General features: G+C 60.1%; 16 protein-coding genes. 10 read left to right on the plus strand and 6 right to left on the minus strand.

From position 1 onward, the window contains the following. Positions 1-104: 104 nt before the first annotated feature. Both metK and AC1RDQ_RS06520 read right to left on the minus strand, forming a co-directional pair. Entirely contained in the window at positions 105-1,295 is a 1,191-nt protein-coding gene (metK, locus tag AC1RDQ_RS06515) for a methionine adenosyltransferase (RefSeq protein WP_008050251.1), read from the minus strand. An 18-nt stretch (positions 1,296-1,313) separates the two neighbouring features. Beyond that, positions 1,314-2,309: an ArsR/SmtB family transcription factor gene (locus AC1RDQ_RS06520; protein WP_057712962.1), complete on the minus strand. Its 996-nt coding sequence runs from the start codon at positions 2,307-2,309 to the stop codon at positions 1,314-1,316. Between the two features lie 261 nt (positions 2,310-2,570). On the opposite strand from AC1RDQ_RS06520, the gene tkt reads away from it, so the two are divergent. The 6 genes from tkt (at position 2,571) to fba (ending at position 8,959) form a co-directional block, all read left to right on the plus strand. Beyond that, positions 2,571-4,568 (plus strand): transketolase, encoded by a 1,998-nt coding sequence (tkt, locus tag AC1RDQ_RS06525; RefSeq protein WP_057712963.1) that lies wholly within the window; start codon positions 2,571-2,573, stop codon positions 4,566-4,568. Between the two features lie 189 nt (positions 4,569-4,757). Continuing rightward, positions 4,758-5,810: an erythrose-4-phosphate dehydrogenase gene (gene epd, locus AC1RDQ_RS06530; protein WP_057716543.1), complete on the plus strand. Its 1,053-nt coding sequence runs from the start codon at positions 4,758-4,760 to the stop codon at positions 5,808-5,810. A 12-nt stretch (positions 5,811-5,822) separates the two neighbouring features. Next, complete coding sequence (locus tag AC1RDQ_RS06535; RefSeq protein ID WP_057712964.1) at positions 5,823-6,986, plus strand: phosphoglycerate kinase; 1,164 nt, start codon at positions 5,823-5,825, stop codon at positions 6,984-6,986. 35 nt (positions 6,987-7,021) lie between these two features. Continuing rightward, entirely contained in the window at positions 7,022-7,243 is a 222-nt protein-coding gene (locus AC1RDQ_RS06540) for a hypothetical protein (RefSeq protein ID WP_150813772.1), read from the plus strand. Positions 7,244-7,299: 56 nt separating this feature from the next. Beyond that, on the plus strand, positions 7,300-7,632 hold the full coding sequence (locus AC1RDQ_RS06545) for an MliC family protein (RefSeq protein WP_492586746.1): 333 nt from the start codon (positions 7,300-7,302) through the stop codon (positions 7,630-7,632). Positions 7,633-7,894: 262 nt separating this feature from the next. Then, positions 7,895-8,959: a class II fructose-bisphosphate aldolase gene (fba, locus tag AC1RDQ_RS06550; RefSeq protein ID WP_007981624.1), complete on the plus strand. Its 1,065-nt coding sequence runs from the start codon at positions 7,895-7,897 to the stop codon at positions 8,957-8,959. Between the two features lie 193 nt (positions 8,960-9,152). On the opposite strand, the gene AC1RDQ_RS06555 is transcribed toward fba, so the two are convergent. Next, a complete protein-coding gene (locus AC1RDQ_RS06555; RefSeq protein WP_150813775.1) occupies positions 9,153-9,821 on the minus strand; it encodes a polysaccharide lyase family 7 protein in 669 nt (222 codons plus the stop codon). 323 nt (positions 9,822-10,144) lie between these two features. On the opposite strand from AC1RDQ_RS06555, the gene AC1RDQ_RS06560 reads away from it, so the two are divergent. Genes AC1RDQ_RS06560 through AC1RDQ_RS06570 form a run of 3 tightly spaced genes read left to right on the plus strand, consistent with a single transcriptional unit; the run spans position 10,145 to position 13,136 of the window. Continuing rightward, complete coding sequence (locus tag AC1RDQ_RS06560) at positions 10,145-12,268, plus strand: putative bifunctional diguanylate cyclase/phosphodiesterase (RefSeq protein WP_492586748.1); 2,124 nt, start codon at positions 10,145-10,147, stop codon at positions 12,266-12,268. Positions 12,269-12,313: 45 nt separating this feature from the next. Further along, a complete protein-coding gene (locus AC1RDQ_RS06565) occupies positions 12,314-12,802 on the plus strand; it encodes a YgjP-like metallopeptidase domain-containing protein (RefSeq protein WP_057712969.1) in 489 nt (162 codons plus the stop codon). A gap of 37 nt (positions 12,803-12,839) precedes the next feature. Next, positions 12,840-13,136, plus strand: coding sequence for a winged helix-turn-helix domain-containing protein (locus tag AC1RDQ_RS06570; RefSeq protein ID WP_090178776.1), 297 nt, complete (start codon positions 12,840-12,842; stop codon positions 13,134-13,136). Between the two features lie 108 nt (positions 13,137-13,244). On the opposite strand, the gene AC1RDQ_RS06575 is transcribed toward AC1RDQ_RS06570, so the two are convergent. Then, a complete protein-coding gene (locus AC1RDQ_RS06575) occupies positions 13,245-13,697 on the minus strand; it encodes a GNAT family N-acetyltransferase (protein ID WP_057712970.1) in 453 nt (150 codons plus the stop codon). Between the two features lie 258 nt (positions 13,698-13,955). Between AC1RDQ_RS06575 and AC1RDQ_RS06580 the strand changes: the two genes are divergently transcribed. Beyond that, complete coding sequence (locus AC1RDQ_RS06580; RefSeq protein ID WP_340312887.1) at positions 13,956-14,693, plus strand: substrate-binding periplasmic protein; 738 nt, start codon at positions 13,956-13,958, stop codon at positions 14,691-14,693. 156 nt (positions 14,694-14,849) lie between these two features. Here AC1RDQ_RS06580 and yccS read toward each other — a convergent pair whose 3' ends face one another. Both yccS and AC1RDQ_RS06590 read right to left on the minus strand, forming a co-directional pair. Next, a complete protein-coding gene (gene yccS / locus AC1RDQ_RS06585) occupies positions 14,850-17,033 on the minus strand; it encodes a YccS family putative transporter (RefSeq protein WP_349736382.1) in 2,184 nt (727 codons plus the stop codon). A gap of 228 nt (positions 17,034-17,261) precedes the next feature. After that, positions 17,262-18,440 (minus strand): BaiN/RdsA family NAD(P)/FAD-dependent oxidoreductase, encoded by a 1,179-nt coding sequence (locus AC1RDQ_RS06590; protein ID WP_407516194.1) that lies wholly within the window; start codon positions 18,438-18,440, stop codon positions 17,262-17,264. Positions 18,441-18,476: the final 36 nt, after the last annotated feature.

Below are 18,476 nucleotides of genomic sequence, written 5' to 3' on the forward strand. Positions count from 1 at the left end.
GAGCGAGCCTGCTCGCGAAGGCGGCCACGCGGTCTCAAGCGCAAGGCAATAAAAAACCCCGCAGGGCGCGAACCGTGCGGGGCTTCGGGTGCTGCGGGGGAATCTTACAGGCCGGCAGCAGAACGCAGGGCGTCGGCGCGGTCGGTTTTTTCCCAGGTGAACGTGGTGAAGGTGTCGTCACCAACGGTCTTGGTCGCCGGGGTGCGACCGAAGTGGCCGTACGCAGCGGTTTCCTGATACATCGGGTGCAGCAGGTCGAGCATGGTGGTGATCGCGTATGGACGCAGGTCGAACACTTCGCGGACCAGTTTGACGATCTTGTCATCGCTGATCTTGCCGGTGCCGAAGGTGTTCAGCGAGATCGAAGTCGGCTGGGCAACGCCGATGGCGTAGGACACCTGAATCTCGCAACGCTCGGCCAGGCCGGCGGCAACGATGTTCTTGGCCACGTAACGACCGGCGTAGGCCGCCGAACGGTCAACCTTCGATGGATCTTTACCGGAGAACGCGCCACCGCCGTGACGGGCCATGCCGCCATAGCTGTCGACGATGATCTTGCGACCGGTCAGACCGCAGTCACCCACCGGGCCGCCAATGATGAACTGGCCGGTCGGGTTGATGTGGAACTGGGTGTCCTTGCTCAGCAGTTCGGCAGGCAGCACGTGCTTGACGATCAGCTCCATCACGCCTTCGCGCAGGTCGTTGTACGACACTTCCGGGTTGTGCTGGGTCGACAGAACGACGGCATCGATACCGACAACCTTGCCGTTTTCGTAACGGCAGGTCACTTGCGACTTGGCGTCCGGGCGCAGCCAAGGCAGCAGGCCGGATTTACGGGCTTCGGCCTGGCGCTGTACCAGCTGGTGCGAGAAGGTGATCGGTGCAGGCATCAGCACGTCGGTTTCATTGCTGGCGTAGCCGAACATCAGGCCCTGGTCGCCGGCGCCCTGATCTTCAGGCTTGGCACGGTCGACACCCTGGTTGATGTCAGGGGACTGCTTGCCGATGATGTTCATCACGCCGCAGGTCGCGCCGTCGAAGCCGACGTCGGAGCTGGTGTAGCCGATGTTGGTGATCACGTCACGAACGATCTGCTCCAGATCAACCCAGGCGGAAGTGGTGACTTCGCCGGCGATGATCGCCACGCCCGTTTTCACCAGAGTCTCGCACGCCACACGGGCGAACTTGTCTTCAGCAATGATGGCGTCCAGCACCGCATCAGAAATCTGGTCGGCGATTTTGTCCGGATGCCCTTCAGACACGGACTCGGAGGTGAAAAGGGAGTATTCGCTCATCTCGATGTTTTCCTGAAATTACCGATGGTGAGTGTCGCCAGCCGGTCGCTGAAAATGGCGGACCTGGATCTGGAAACCATTACGTAAGCCTACATAGAGGCTTTCCCCGGGAACGAGTCCCGCAGCGGTGGCCCAACGGGCCAGATCGTCCTGTTCAAACCCCAGCCAGAGATCACCGCAGGCCTCCTTGGCCCAACTCTGGTTGTGGCTACATAACTCTGTCACTAACAGGCTACCGCCTGGTTGCAGCAAATGGGCCATGTGCTTGAGCGCATCGGCCGGTGCGGCAAAATGGTGCAGCACCATGTTCAGTACCACGCAATCGGCCTTGAGGCTGACGCCGTTCAATGCATCGGCCAGTTGCAGGCTAACGTTAGTCAGCTTGTCGCGCTCGCAGACCTGGCGCGCCAGTTCGAGCATCGCGCTGCTGTTATCCAGCGCCGTGACTTGCGCGAAGCGGCGCGCCAGGTCCGGCAGGAATGCGCCATCGCCGGGGCCGACTTCAATGGCCGTGGCGTCTTTGTCGAAGCTCAGCTTGTCGAGCAGGGCCACCACGCTTTCGCGGTATTGCGGCAGACCGGCGATCAAGTCTTGTTGGGCGCGAAACTTCTCCGCAACCCTTGAGAAAAAATCCTGGCTGGCCGCCGCACGTTGCCCATGGACCTGGGTGATGCGCGACTGTACGTCGGTCGGCAGCGTCAGGTTGTCCACTTCTTCGAGCAATGCTGCGTGCAGTTTGCCGCCCAGCAGTTCGGTGTGGGGCAGCGCGCGACGGTAGAAAATCGCGTTGCCTTCGCGGCGCGTTGCCACCAGGTCGGCCTGTGCCAGTACCTTGAGGTGGTGGCTCATGCCTGACTGGCCGATGCCGAAGATCTGCGCCAGTTCCAGTACGCCGAACGAGTCATTGGCCAGTGCGCGCAAGACATTCAACCGCAGGGGATCGCCGCCAGCCTTGCACAAGGCCGCCAGCTCATCGCAATCGTCATGTTGAATGGAGGGCACGCGTAAATTCATAAGGCCGGCAGTCTAGTCACGGGTCGAAGGTATCGCAAGAGCAATATCAAAAAGTTTTGATATTGCTCGATAGATGGCACTTCTCGACGTTAGCTTTTGTCAACAATCGGACGGCGGAAAGGTTTCACCAGGCGAATACGTCGTTATCCATTGGAAAAACGCCTTCAGATGACTATCTGTCATTGCCCCGAGGCGGCCCGGTGAGGGAAAATGCTCGCCTTTTTTCCGTTTCGTTTTAATCAAGCCCCCAGGAGAACAGCGATGCCTAGCCGTCGTGAGCGTGCCAACGCCATTCGTGCCCTCAGCATGGATGCCGTGCAAAAAGCCAACAGCGGCCATCCCGGTGCCCCTATGGGTATGGCAGATATCGCCGAAGTGCTTTGGCGCGACTACCTCAAGCACAACCCGAGCAATCCTTCGTTTGCCGACCGTGACCGCTTCGTGCTGTCCAACGGCCACGGCTCGATGCTGATCTACTCGCTGCTGCACCTGACCGGCTACGACCTGTCGATCGATGACCTCAAGCAGTTCCGTCAACTGCACAGCCGCACCCCGGGCCACCCGGAACTCGGCTACACCCCGGGCGTAGAAACCACCACCGGTCCACTGGGCCAGGGCCTGGCCAACGCCGTGGGTTTTGCCCTGGCTGAAAAAGTCATGGCGGCGCAGTTCAACCGTCCTGGCCACAACATCGTCGATCACCACACCTATGTGTTCCTGGGTGATGGCTGCATGATGGAAGGCATTTCCCACGAAGTCGCTTCCCTGGCCGGTACCCTGGGCCTGGGCAAGCTGATCGCCTTCTACGATGACAACGGCATCTCCATCGATGGCGAAGTCGAAGGCTGGTTCACCGACGACACCCCGAAGCGTTTTGAGTCCTACAACTGGCAAGTGATCCGCAATGTCGACGGTCACGACCCGGAAGAGATCAAGACGGCGATCGACACTGCACGTAAAAGCGAGCAGCCAACCCTGATCTGCTGCAAGACCACCATCGGTTTCGGTTCTCCGAACAAGCAAGGCAAGGAAGATTGCCATGGCGCCCCGCTGGGTGACGCGGAAATCGCCCTGACCCGTGCGGCGCTGAAATGGAATCACGGCCCGTTCGAAATCCCGGCCGATATCTATGCCGAGTGGGACGCCAAGGAAGCCGGTCGCGCTGTTGAAGCCGAGTGGGACCAGCGTTTCTCTGCTTACTCCGCCGCGTTCCCGACTGAAGCCAACGAACTGGTGCGTCGTCTGAGCGGTGACCTGCCAGCTGACTTCAGCGAAAAAGCCTCGGCCTATATCGCCGAAGTGGCGGCCAAGGGCGAAACCATCGCCAGCCGTAAAGCCAGCCAGAACGCCCTGAATGCGTTCGGCCCGTTGCTGCCTGAGTTCCTCGGCGGTTCGGCTGACCTGGCCGGTTCCAACCTGACTCTGTGGAAAGGCTGCAAAGGTGTTACCGCCGAAGATGCCAGCGGCAACTACATGTACTACGGCGTGCGCGAGTTCGGCATGACCGCGATCATGAACGGCGTTGCCCTGCACGGCGGCCTGGTGCCTTACGGCGCGACCTTCCTGATGTTCATGGAATACGCGCGTAACGCGGTGCGCATGTCGGCCCTGATGAAGCAGCGGGTGATCCACGTCTACACCCACGACTCCATCGGTCTGGGCGAAGACGGCCCGACTCACCAGCCAATCGAGCAACTGGCCAGCCTGCGCTGCACGCCGAACCTCGATACCTGGCGCCCAGCCGACGCCGTTGAATCGGCGGTGAGCTGGAAGTGCGCACTGGAGCGCAAGGACGGTCCTTCGGCCCTGATCTTCTCGCGTCAGAACCTGCAGCACCAAACCCGCAATGCGATTCAGATCGAAGAGATCGCGCGTGGCGGTTACGTGTTGAAGGACTGCGCAGGCGAGCCTGAGCTGATCCTGATCGCCACCGGCTCGGAAGTCGGCCTGGCCGTTCAGGCCTTCGACAAACTGACCGAGCAGGGCCGCAAGGTGCGTGTGGTTTCCATGCCGTGCACCAGCGTGTTCGATGCCCAGGACGCCGGCTACAAGCAATCGGTCCTGCCGTTGCAGGTCAGCGCCCGTATCGCCATCGAAGCTTCCCACGCCGACTACTGGTACAAGTACGTGGGCCTGGAAGGCCGCGTGATCGGCATGACCACCTACGGCGAGTCGGCGCCTGCGCCGGCCTTGTTCGAAGAGTTCGGCTTCACCCTGGAAAACATCCTGGGTCAGGCTGAAGAGCTGCTGGAAGACTAAGCACAACGCGGTGGTTTCTGACCACCGCGTACCCCCTGTAGGAGCGAGCTCGCTCGCGATGGTCGTTAACGATAACGCTGGATGCCTGAATGCCCGCGTTGTCAGGGCCACCATCGCGAGCAAGCTCGCTCCTACAGGGGGGGTGTGTTGTTAACGAGAATTCGTTTGCCTGCGTCTATCGAGAACCCCATGCCTCAACCGCGTCCCTACAAAGTTGCACTCAACGGCTACGGCCGGATTGGTCGTTGCGTCTTGCGTGCGTTGTTCGAGCGAGGCGAAAAGGCCGGGTTCGAGATTGTCGCGATCAACGATCTGGCGGACATGGCCAGTATCGAATACCTGACACGCTTTGACTCCACCCATGGCCGGTTCCCCGGCGAAGTGAAGGTCGAGGGCGATTGTCTGCATATTAATGGCGACTGCGTGAAGGTCCTGCGCAGTGCCACCCCTGAAGGCATCGATTGGGCGTCCCTGGGCGTCGATCTGGTGCTGGAGTGCTCCGGCGCTTATCACACTCGCGAAGACGGCCAGCGTTTCCTCGACGCCGGCGCCCCGCGTGTGTTGTTTTCCCAGCCGATGGCCAGCGAGACGGACGTTGACGCGACCATCGTCTACGGCGTGAACCAGGACTGCCTGACCGGCGACGAATTGCTGGTGTCCAACGCGTCCTGCACCACCAACTGCGGCGTGCCGCTGTTGCGCCTGCTGAATCAGGCCATTGGCCTGGACTACGTGTCGATCACCACCATTCACTCGGCGATGAACGATCAGCCGGTCATCGATGCCTATCACCACGAAGACCTGCGCCGTACCCGTTCGGCGTTCCAGTCGGTGATTCCGGTGTCCACCGGTCTGGCACGAGGTATCGAACGCCTGCTGCCGGAACTTGCCGGACGAATTCAGGCCAAAGCCGTGCGGGTGCCGACGGTCAACGTGTCCTGCCTCGATATCACGATGCAGACCGCCACCGCGACCGACGCCACCGAGGTCAACCGGATCCTGCGCGAAGCCGCCACCAGCGGCCCGCTCAAAGGCCTGCTGGCCTACACCGAGCTACCCCACGCAAGCTGTGATTTCAACCATGACCCACATTCGGCGATCGTCGATGCCAGTCAGACCCGCGTTTCCGGCCCTCGGCTGGTGAACATCCTGGCCTGGTTCGACAATGAATGGGGTTTTGCCAACCGAATGCTGGACGTTGCAGAACACTATCTGCAAACAGCAACTTCAAAAAAACCGTAGGAAGTGCGACCCATGACCGTGTTGAAGATGTCCGACCTCGATCTGCAAGGTAAGCGCGTATTGATCCGCGAAGACCTCAACGTTCCAGTCAAGGACGGTGTTGTCACCAGCGATGCGCGTATCCTGGCCTCGCTGCCGACCATCAAGCTGGCCCTGGAAAAAGGCGCGGCCGTGATGGTCTGCTCGCACCTTGGCCGTCCGACCGAAGGCGAGTTCTCGGCCGAGAACAGCCTCAAGCCAGTCGCCGACTACCTGAGCCGTGCTCTGGGTCGTGAAGTGCCGCTGGTGGCCGATTATCTGGGCGGTGTTGACGTGAAAGCGGGCGACATCGTGCTGTTCGAAAACGTGCGCTTCAACAAAGGCGAGAAAAAGAACGCTGACGAACTGGCCCAGCAATACGCCGCCCTGTGCGACGTGTTCGTGATGGACGCCTTCGGCACCGCTCACCGTGCCGAGGGTTCGACCCACGGCGTGGCCAAGTTCGCCAAAGTCGCTGCTGCCGGCCCGCTGCTGGCCGCTGAACTGGACGCACTGGGCAAAGCCCTGGGTGCTCCGGCCCAGCCGATGGCGGCTATTGTTGCCGGCTCCAAGGTCTCGACCAAACTCGACGTGCTGAACAGCCTGAGCCAGATCTGCAACCAGTTGATCGTTGGTGGCGGCATCGCCAACACCTTCCTGGCCGCTGCCGGTCACCCGGTCGGTAAATCCCTGTACGAGCCGGACCTGCTGGACACCGCTCGCGCCATCGCCGCCAAGGTCAGCGTACCGCTGCCAGTGGACGTAGTGGTTGCCAAGGAATTCGCGGAAAGCGCCGCTGCGACCGTCAAGCTGATCGCTGACGTCGCTGCCGACGACATGATCCTGGACATCGGTCCGCAGACCGCGGCGAATTTCGCCGAGCTGCTGAAGTCGTCCAAGACTATCCTGTGGAACGGTCCGGTCGGCGTGTTCGAATTCGATCAGTTCGGCAATGGCACCAAGGTGCTGGCCCAGGCCATCGCGGACAGCGCGGCGTTCTCCATTGCCGGCGGTGGCGACACCCTGGCGGCCATCGACAAGTATGGCGTGGCAGAGCAGATCTCCTACATTTCTACCGGTGGCGGTGCGTTCCTCGAATTCGTCGAAGGCAAGGTCCTGCCAGCCGTTGAAGTCCTGGAAAGCCGGGCCAAGGCCTGAGGGTCGCCCGTTTGACCAGGCAAGGGAGTGTTGACATGGTCAAGACGTTAGCGCTGTTGATCGTCGCGGGTTCACTGGCGGCTTGCGGGAGCAGCCCGAAAGCCACGCCGGAACCCGAGGCGCCTGCGTCGCGCAACGGCTGTTATCAGGCCGACTGGCAGGCGGAAACCAACCCGGTGCTCAACAAGCGCTCCGGGCCCGAGGGCCTGGACAAATACGAGACCCGGGCACCCGCCAAGGAACATGGCTGCCCTTGACGGGTCTGACTCTTTACTCAGGGCTGGCGGCGTGTGCCGTCAGTCGAGGGACATGGATGAAAGGTTTTATCGCCGTTACGGCGCTGGCGCTGTTGGCTGGTTGTGCTCAGTTGAACCCGTTCCAGTCGTCCGCGCCTGTGGATAACTGGACCACCTGGACCTGCGACAGCCAAGCCAAAGTGCTGTGGCGCTACACCGACGCCAGCCTTAGGGAAGTCGACGTGCGTCTGGGCGGTGCCGATCAGGTCTACCGCTTGAAACAGGAGCCGGGTGCATCGGGTTCGCTGTACAGCAATGACATGCTGGCGTTTCACATAAAAGGTGAGGAAGGCCTGGTTTACTGGGTCGCCACCAATGATTTGATTGGGCGTGGCTGTAAGGCTGAATAATACGATTGATTTGGTATACAGAGATCCAATTGTGGGAGCGAGCTTGCTCGCGATAGCGGTATCACAGTCACATCAATGCCGAATGTGCCGCCCCCATCGCGAGCAAGCTCGCTCCCACAGGGTTTTTGTGTCGTATTTAAGATTTTGGTAACACCTGAATTCGCAGCCGGGCCCAACCCCCGATCTGCAATAACTTGAATAGCCGCCGCCGCTACGGCAGGCTGGCACGATTAACGACCCTCAACCGGGAGAGATATACACAATGGCACTTATCAGCATGCGCCAGATGCTGGACCACGCAGCCGAGTTCGGCTACGGCGTTCCAGCCTTCAACGTCAACAACCTTGAGCAGATGCGCGCCATCATGGAAGCCGCTGACAAGACTGACTCCCCGGTGATCGTCCAGGCTTCGGCCGGTGCTCGCAAATACGCCGGCGCACCGTTCCTGCGTCACCTGATCCTGGCAGCCATCGAAGAATTCCCGCACATCCCGGTGTGCATGCACCAGGACCACGGCACCAGCCCTGACGTCTGCCAGCGCTCCATCCAGCTGGGCTTCAGCTCGGTGATGATGGACGGCTCCCTGGGTGAAGACGGCAAGACCCCGACCGACTACGACTACAACGTGCGTGTGACCCAACAAACCGTAGCCATGGCTCACGCCTGCGGCGTTTCGGTAGAAGGCGAGCTGGGTTGCCTGGGTTCGCTGGAAACCGGCATGGCCGGTGAAGAAGACGGCATCGGCGCCGAAGGCGTCCTGGATCACAGCCAGATGCTGACCGACCCGGAAGAAGCCGCTGACTTCGTAAAACGCACTCAGGTGGATGCCCTGGCCATCGCCATCGGCACCAGCCACGGCGCCTACAAGTTCACCAAGCCGCCTACCGGCGACGTGCTGGCCATCGACCGTATCAAAGAAATCCACAAGCGCATTCCGAACACTCACCTGGTGATGCACGGTTCGTCTTCGGTTCCGCAAGAGTGGCTGGCGATCATCAACCAGTACGGCGGCGACATCAAGGAAACCTACGGTGTACCGGTTGAAGAAATCGTCGAAGGCATCAAGCACGGCGTGCGCAAGGTCAACATCGACACCGACCTGCGCCTGGCGTCCACTGGCGCAATGCGTCGCCTGATGGCCACCAACCCGAGCGAGTTCGACCCACGTAAATTCTTCGGCGCCACCGTCACCGCCATGCGCGACGTGTGTATCGCTCGCTACGAAGCCTTCGGTACTGCCGGCAACGCTTCGAAGATCAAGGCGATCTCGCTGGAAGGCATGTATCAGCGTTACCTGAAAGGTGAGTTGAACGCCAAGGTCAACTAAGCCTGAGCGTTAAACTGCCTTCATGAAAAACCCGCCGAGAGGCGGGTTTTTTGTGGGCGATGATCCAGGATCGACGCGGTCAGTGTGGGAGCGGGCTTGCTCGCGAAAGCGGTGTGTCATTCAACATTAATGTCGTCTGACACTACGCCTTCGCGAGCAAGCCCGCTCCCACAAGATCAACAGTGCCTCGATATCAATTGTTGTGATCGATATCCAGCTTGCTGAAGGTCACTTTGCCGCCTTCAGTGGTGTACCCGGTGTTGTCCTGTACATAGACCCCGGCCTTGAAATACAGCGGTTTGTCACGCCAGGTTGTGCTGATTTGCGTATCCCATTGATAACCTGCCGCGCTGATGCCCAAGGCGCCACCGGGGCTGAGGTGAATGAGGTAGTTGAACTCCTGGTCGAGTTTCACCCCCGTCGCAACGATGATCACCCGGCCTGTATCGTCATCGGGATGCATCCGGACCTTGGCGACGATATTGCCGGTGCCTGTGCTGGTTTTGTATTGGTATTCAACCTTCACCAGAGGTTTCTGGCTTTGATAGGCATGGATCTGGCCGATGACGATTTTCCCGGAGCTCGGCACCTGGTTCACTGCCAGAGTGGCATACAACAAATTGTCGGCTTCCGGGTAATACCAGTTTTTCAACGTACCGTTGCTGTAGGTTTCACGCAATTCGGTACGTGGATAAATTGCGTTTTCGGTACGGGAGCCGGTCACGGGCGACCAGAAAAACAGTGTGCCGGTGTCGGAATGGAAGTATTGATCCTTGAAACCGTCCACCAGTTTGGCGGTTTCGACGGTGTACGGCGGGCTACCAACGGGGACGCTGAGGTTCCAGGTTGCAAGATCGATCATGTCGGTTCTTCCACTTGATTCATGCTGCACGGACGTGCCAGAAGCTCTAGCCCGCACCTTCGGGGGCGGCCTTTATAAGCGTAGCGGGAGATTTTGTTAATGCCCGTCTGACGGGTGGCTGACGTCAACATCCTGTCGAAGCGACATCTTTCCCGGTTTCCATCGCCTGAACCATCGACCGTTAGTCGGTAAAAAGACACTATGATTAAATGATGGCTTACTGACACCTTCTGCTTTTGCAGAACCGGGTCTAGAGTGAAGGCGCAGTATTTGTCCGGTTTTCACGAGAAACCGGCCTGACACCCCGCAATTAGAGAAGCAGCATGGAATGCGCGCAACCCACGCCAGTAGAAGGCAGCTCAACCCTTTTAGTCGTCGACGATTACCCCGAAAACCTGATCAGCATGCGCGCGTTGTTACAGCGCCAGGGCTGGCGGGTCATTACTGCCACCTCGGGTTTCGAGGCCCTCGGCTTGTTACTTGAACACGATATCGACCTGGTGCTGCTAGACGTGCAGATGCCGGACATGGACGGTTATGAAGTGGCGCGCCTGATGCGCGGTAGCCAGCGGACCCGTCTGACGCCGATCATTTTCCTGACCGCCAACGAACAGTCCCAGGATGCCGTGATCAAGGGCTATGCCAGTGGTGCGGTGGATTATCTGTTCAAGCCGTTCGACCCACAGGTCTTTACGCCCAAGGTCCAGGCGTTGCTCGAGCACCAGCGTAACCGCCGGGCCTTGCAGCGCCTGAGTCATGATCTGGAAGCGGCTCGTGCCTTTAATGCGTCGGTGCTGGAAAACGCAGCCGAAGGCATTCTGGTGTTGGGTGAGGACGGTCTGATTCGTTTTGCCAATCCGGCGATGTCACGGTTGCTCAACGCCACGGTGCAGGAACTGCAAGGCAAGGAGTTTCTGGACTACCTGCAAAAACCGCATATCCCGATCTGGGCCGACTCCGAGTTGCTGGCCGGATACAAACGAGGCGAAACCTTGCGCCTGCACGATGCCCTGCTACGTACGGCACCCGGGCAGCAAGTGCCGGTGGCCTTGTCCTGCGCGCCATTGCCCGTCGAGCAACATGCGATGGTCGTGACCGTGCTGGACATGTCGGTGGTGCGCCATCTGCATCAGCAACTGGAGTTTCAGGCGGTCACCGATCCGCTGAGCGGATTGCTCAACCGCCGGGGTTTCTACCAGACCGTAGAGAACCTGCTGTTGCGCGGTGAGCGTTCCGACAGCTCCTGGGTCCTGATGTATCTGGACCTCGACGGCTTCAAGCGAGTCAATGATTCGCTCGGGCACGATGCCGGCGATCGGGTGCTGCGCTGGGTCTCCGAACAGTTGAAGGCTTGCCTGCGGCCCTTCGACATTCTGGCGCGGATGGGCGGCGACGAGTTCACTGCGCTGCTGGATCTGGAATTCCCCGAGCAGGCGGCGAAAATTGCCGAGAAGCTCATTGAGCGAGTGTCGATCTGTCAGCAGGTCGACGGCCTCGATATTGCCCTGGGTGCCAGCATCGGCATCGCCACATTCCCTGATTGTGGCGCCAATCTGGACGGGATGCTGCGAGCGGCCGATATCGCCATGTACGAAGCCAAGCGTGCCGGTCGCCAGCAATATCGCTTCTACGATCACGATATGAACGGCCGGGCGCGCTCGCGGTTGATGCTGGAAGAAAGTGTGCGCGCAGCCATCGAGAACCGGGATTTCAATCTGGTGTATCAGCCTCAGGTTGCGATTGCCGACGGGCGGATTCGTGGCTTCGAGGCCTTGTTGCGCTGGCAGCATCCGAGCGTTGGCGATGTCCCCCCGGGGCTGTTTTTGCCGCTGCTGGAAGAGGCGCGGCTGATCAGTCGTCTGGGCAGCTGGATCTATCATCGCAGCGCCGGGCAACGCAAAGCCTGGGAATCCCTGTTTACCGAGGACCTGGTGCTCGGCGTCAGTTTGAGCAGTACGCAGTTCGGTATGCCCAACCTGGTCACTGAGTTGCGCCAGGTGCTGGAGCGCCATGGCCTGCAACCGCGTCACCTGGAAGTCGAGGTCACGGAAGAGGCCTTGATGCGCAACCCTGAAGAAACCCGCAAGCAATTGCGCCTGCTGCACAACCTGGGCGTACGCGTGGCATTGGATGACTTTGGGGTCGGACCCTGCTCCCTGACGCACTTGCGCGACCTGGCGCTGGATACTCTGAAGATCGACCGCCATTTGATCGCCCGGTTGCCGGATTCGGCAAGGGATGCGGCGCTGGTGCGCAGTGTGATCGACCTGTGCAAGCAGTTCGGAATATTGGTGATTGCCGAAGGGGTGGAAACCGTCGCTCAGTATGAATGGCTGCAAGCCAACAGCTGTGAGTATGTGCAAGGTTTTCTGGTGGCCCGGCCGATGATGGCCGAAGACACCGGGGTCTTTGTCCAGCCGTTTGACTGGAGCGCGCTGCCCCGCTGAATTCGCTACACTGGCGACCTTTTAGTGACCTGTATTGCCGCCCCGATGACCGTGTTGAAATATCTCCAGGCCTATCCCGCCACCTTGCAGGACCAGGTACGCCAGCTGATCGCCGACGGTCGGCTGGGCGATTACCTGAACCAGCGTTACCCGCAAAAGCACGGGGTGCAGAGCGACAAGGCGCTGTACACCTATGCTCTGGACCTCAAGCAGGAGTACTTGCGTAACGCTCCGGCCATCGACAAGGTGCTGTTCGACAACCGTCTGGACCTGACCCACCGTGCCCTTGGCCTGCACACCACGATTTCACGGGTGCAGGGTGGCAAGCTCAAGGCCAAGAAGGAAATCCGCATCGCTTCGCTGTTCAAGGAAGCGCCTTGCGAGTTCCTGAAAATGATCGTGGTGCATGAGCTGGCGCACTTCAAGGAATCGGACCACAACAAGGCATTCTACAAACTGTGCGAACACATGCTGCCGGGTTATCACCAGGTGGAATTTGATGTGCGGGTGTACCTGACGTGGCGGGATCTGTAGGAGCTGCCGCAGGCTGCGACCTTTTAAGGAGCATTGGATGGACGTGAGCAAGACCAAGAGCAGCTTCTATCGCCGGTTGTACGTGGCGTACCTGATCGACAGCGGGCTGGCCAGCAGCGTCCCGGCGCTGACCGAAGTCACCGGTATGCCCCGGCGCACGGCACAGGACACCATCGCGGCGTTGGCGGATCTGGATATCATTTGTGAGTTCGAGCAGGAAGAGGGCGCGCGCAACCATGCGGGGCGCTATCGGATTCGCGAGTGGGGTGCGATCGATCGCGGTTGGATCGAGCGCAATCTGCGGCAGATCAAGGCGGTGTTGGAGTATCCCTGAGATTTGCGGTGCCTGAGCTGACGCCATCGCGAGCAAGCTCGCTCCCACAGTTGATTTGAGTTGTGAACCCAATCCAGTGTGGGAGCGAGCTTGCTCGCGATAGGGCCTTCAGGGGCGACGCATGCCAATGTGTGGAATGCCATCCTCGACATATTCCTCACCCGCCACGACAAACCCGTACCGCCCGTAATACCCCTGCAAATGCGCCTGGGCCGAGAGGTAGACCGGCAGACCGGGCCAGTATTTTTCGATCTGTTTGAGTGCCTGTTCCATCAGCTCATGCCCCAGCCCGGCACCGCGTGCCTGGGGTGCAATGATCACCCGCCCGATCACCACGTCGCCGCCCTGTGATTGCGGGTCAAGCAGGCGCAAGTAGGCCACCAGCCGGTTACCGTCCCAGGCCATCACGTGGAGGGTGTCACCTTCCAGATCCTGGCCATCGATATCCTGGTAAACGCATTTCTGTTCAACGACGAACACTTCTGCACGCAGCTGCAAAATGGCGTACAGCTGCTCCTTGCCCAGGTCGCTGTGGTGTTTGCAGATCCAGTCGACTGTCATGTTTTGATTCCCTGAAAACGTCGTTCCGATACTAAGCGCACTCACGCCAGAAGTCTTTATGGCGGAAGAATCTGTGACAAAGGCCAAAATGCCATCATTCATTTTTCGCGCGGATGTCTTCTTTGTGTAATCTGGACCGAAGCGCTGTGCTATGGCTTCGATGAGCGAATGTTGAGTACCCGGGCCTTGCCGGTACAGGGGCCTTGGGGTTTTGGCTGAAAACACGTCGGGCAAGCCGCCCGCTAAGGATTTTCTGGCATGCCGCGATTGCATCGAGCTTTGGCCTTGATTGGATTGCTGTTGCTGGGTCAGGGAGCTGCGGCAGAAAAACTGCGGCTGGTCGCTGATGCCTGGCCTCCCTTTACCGATTCCACGCTCGTCAACGGCGGTCTGGCGACGGATATTGTCAGTACCGCGCTCGCCAGGGCTGGCTACGCCAGTGAGTTCGAGCAGGTGCCCTGGGCACGGGCCTTGATGGGATTGGGCGAGGGCCGATACGACGTGCTGGTCAACGCCTGGTACTCGGAGGAGCGGACCAGGCTTGGCCAGTTCTCCGGCGAGTACCTGCTCAATCGCGTGCGCTTTCTCAAGCGCAAGGACGCGCCCATTGAATTCAATAACCTGCAGCAATTGCACACCTATCCGATTGCTGTGGTGCGTGGATACGCCTATTCGCCCCCGTTCGACAACGACGAGTCGTTGCAGAAAGTCCCTGTGCACAGTTTCGCCATGGCGGTGCGCATGCTCGCGGCCGACCGGGTCAAGCTGACGCTGGAAGATGAATTCGTCGCCCGTTACTACCTGGCCCGTGAGTCACCCAAGGTGCGGAACGCCGTGGAGTTCCTGCCCAAGCCATTGAGCGAGAACAGCCTGCATATCATGGTCAGTCTGAAGAATCCCGAGCATGCACGGATCGTCGCCGGTTTCGACCGCGAGATAGCGGCGATGAAGGTGGACGGGAGTTATGACAAGTTGATGAAACGGCATGGGATGTGAGTGGGTTTAGCCAGTTTCTGTGTTGTTGCTGATGGCCTCATCGCGAGCAAGCTCGCTCCCACAGTAGATCTTCAGTCGACACAAGTTTTGTGAGCACCAGAGCCCCCTGTGGGAGCGAGCTTGCTCGCGATGAGGCCCGCCCAGACACCACAGATCTCAATCCTCACTGGTGTCCTTGATCAGATGCGCCGCCAACGTCCTCAGCGGCCCCAACTGCCGGCAGATCAAAGCCAGTTGCGTCTGCACCAACCGCTGCCCCTCATCGATTTCATCAGGCATCTGTTCCAGTTCATTGGCCAGTGCTTCTTCTTCATCGCTCTGAATTTCAATCGAAGACTTGCTCGCCAGCCCTTGGGCGATCTCGTCGATGCTGGCGGCCAGTTTCACTCCGGCCCCTTCGATCAAATGTTCACGCACGTCCGTCGGCAGTTGGGTTTCCCGGTGCGCGCCCAGGCCCGACAGGTAACTGAGTAGCGTGTGTGACAGCACCAGGAAGCGGAAGCCCACATCCGCCTCCTTTCGGAAATGTCCCGGCTCCATCAGCATGTTGGCCAGTGTGGTCGACAGTGCCGCGTCGGCGTTGTGCGCGTTGCGGCGGGCCAGGCGGTAAGCCAGGTCGTCGCTTTTACCCGCAGCGTATTGCTGCATGATCTGGCGCAGGTAGATGCTGTTGCAGGCCAGGGTGTTGGCCAGCACTTTGTTCAGGCGTCTGCCCTGCCAGTCCGGCAGGAACAGGAACACCGCCAGCCCGGCAATCAGGCTGCCGAGCAAGGTATCGAACAAGCGTGGCAGGAACAGTCCGTAACCGTCACCTACCTGATTGAAGCAGAACAGCACCATCAGGGTGATTGCCGCCGTCGCCAGGGTGTAGCGGGTGGTGCGGTTGGTAAAGAACACCACCCCGGCGGCGATGGCGAAGCATGACTGGATCAGCGGGTTCGGGAACAGGTCGAACAGCGCCCAGGCCAGTGTCAGGCCAATGGCGGTGCCGATGATCCGTTGACCGAGTTTGCGGCGAGTGGCGCCGTAGTTCGGTTGGCAAACGAACAGCGTGGTGAGGATGATCCAGTAGCCTTGGGACGGGTGAATCAAATGCACCATGGCGTAGCCGATGCTCAAGGCCAGGGGCAATCGCAGGGCATGGCGGAACAGCAGCGAGGTCGGCGTCAGCTGCGTGCGCAAGCGAAGCCACACGTCCTTGAGGCTGCGCGGCGAACGGTCGAGCAGGCTGCTGTCGGTGGCGTCGGCCAGGGCGTCGGGGTTACTGGCATCGCTGAGCAAGCGGTCGAGGGTGCCGAGGTTGGCCGCCAGTGCCCGCAGTGAACGCAGCAAGCCGCGCCAGGCCGGGTTGCTCTGGATGCGCAGGTGTTCGAGAGAGGCATCCAGGTCGCTCAGTGCCTCGGCGAAACTGGCGTCATAGGTGAACGGCTGGCGCATCTGGATCGATTCGGCCAAGGCCCGGCAGGCCTTGCCTTGCTGGCGCAACAGGCGCTGGCAGCGGAACAGCACGTCGCTGTGGAAGAAGGCGTCGGCCAGGGCGTTGTACGGGTAGTGCGACGAACTGGCACGCTCGTGGATGTCCTGGGCGAGGAAGTACAGTTTGAGGTAGCGGCTGACTTTCGACCCCGGGCGCCCGTTGCCGACCCGGTGCAGGATGATCTCCTTGGCGGCGTTCAGTGCCGCCACCACCCGGCCGTTCTGTTGGGCCAACTCCAGGCGCCGCGCCTCCACGTCCATCTGCCGGATCGGCTCGAACAGCGAGGATTTGAGCTTCAGGTAAAAGCCCAGCTCGCGGAACAGCCGCGCCAGGCTCTGCTGCACCGGCTGATTGGAAAACAGCGCCTGCCACAACACCGACAGCAAGCCGTACCAGGCAGCACCGGCCACCAGCAGCATCGGCTCGTGCCAGACGTCGATGACCGCACCGCCACGTTGGTCCACGCCGATCATGGTGTAGACCGAAAGGATCAACGTCGCCGAGGCAATCGCGCCATAGCGCTCGCCGAGGGCGCCGAGCATGGTCAGGCAGAACGCGGCCAGGGCGAAGGCGATGATAAACAGCGGGGGGTAGGGGAAGAGCAGTTCGACGGAGAGGGCGGCGACCGCGAAACACACCAGCGTCACCGCCAGTGCGTTGAGACGGCCCTGCCAGCTGTCGTCGGTCTCGGCCAGGGCACTGGCGATGATCCCCAGGAACAACGGGATCAGAAGGCCCATTTCATCCTGATACCAACACAGCGCCATGGTGCCGGTCAGGGCAATGAATACCCGCACGCTGTAGCTGAACTTATCCAGCGCCCAAAGGCGACGCAGAGACTGGCGGAACGAAGTCGATGACATGAAATGCGAAGGCCTTCCGAGGCAATGACGCTAAATTGAGCCACTAATGACGCCGACGCAATGGCGTCGATCACATCAGACAGCAAAATCTGTTCCTTGTCAGGCACTTCAAACCACTGTGGGAGCGAGCTTGCTCGCGATGGCGGCCTGTCAGTCAACATCTCTGTTGAATGTTATGGCCTCATCGCGAGCAAGCTCGCTCCCACAGGGGTTGTATTGATTTTTGAATCAGACGTACTGCGCAGCCGCGTAGCCCGATGCCCACGCCCACTGGAAGTTGAACCCGCCCAGATGCCCGGTCACGTCGAGCACTTCGCCGACGAAGTACAGCCCCGGGCTTTTCAGCGATTCCATGGTCTTGGACGACACTTCATTGGTGTTGACGCCGCCCAGGGTCACCTCGGCGGTGCGATAGCCTTCGGTGCCCGCCGGCACGACTTTCCAGCTCGCCAGTTTTTCCGCGATATCGGCCAGTTCCGCGTGGGTGTACTGTTTCATCGGTTTGGAGACGAACCAGTTGTCCGCCAGCAGGTTGGCCATCTTCTTGGTGAAGATTTCACCGAGCAGGGTTTTCAGCTCGCTGTTGGGGCGTTCGGCCTGTTGCTGTTGCAGCCAGCTCGGTACGTCGTGATCCGGCAGAAGGTTGATCTCGACGGTGTCGCCGGATTCCCAGAACGACGAAATCTGCAAAATCGCCGGGCCGCTGAGGCCGCGGTGGGTGAACAGGATGTTCTCGCGAAAGCTCTGGTCGTTGCAGCTCACCAGGCAATCCACCGACGTGCCGGACAACTCGGTGCACAAGGCTTTGAGCTGATCGGTAATGGTGAACGGCACCAGGCCGGCGCGGGTCGGCAGCAGTTCGTGGCCGAACTGCTTGGCCACTTGATAGCCGAAACCGGTGGCGCCCAGGGTCGGGATCGACAGGCCGCCGGTGGCGATCACCAGGGATTCGCAGGTGATTTGGTCAAGCGTCGTGTCGAGCAAGTAGCCTTTTTCAAGCCTCTCGATGGTCTGGATCGAGGTGTCCAGGTGCAGGCTGACGCCGACCTGATTGCACTCGTTGAGCAGCATTTCGAGAATGTCACTGGATTTGTTATCGCAGAACAACTGGCCGAGTTTTTTCTCGTGGTACGGCACGCCGTGCTTGGCCACCATGCCGATGAAATCCCACTGGGTATAACGGGCCAGGGCGGATTTGCAGAAGTGAGCGTTCTGCGAGAGGAAATTGCTCGGTTCAGTGTACATGTTGGTGAAATTGCAGCGGCCACCGCCCGACATCAGGATTTTCTTGCCGGCCTTGTTGGCATGGTCGAGCAGCAACACCTTGCGCCCGCGCCCGGCGGCGGTCAGCGCACACATCAACCCTGCGGCGCCAGCGCCAATGATCACGACTTCGGTAGAGCGCAAAACGGTGTCCTCACAAAAAACTATTGCGGTCCCTGT

The sequence above is a fragment of the Pseudomonas sp. GW823-FHT02E01 genome (assembly GCF_058797535.1).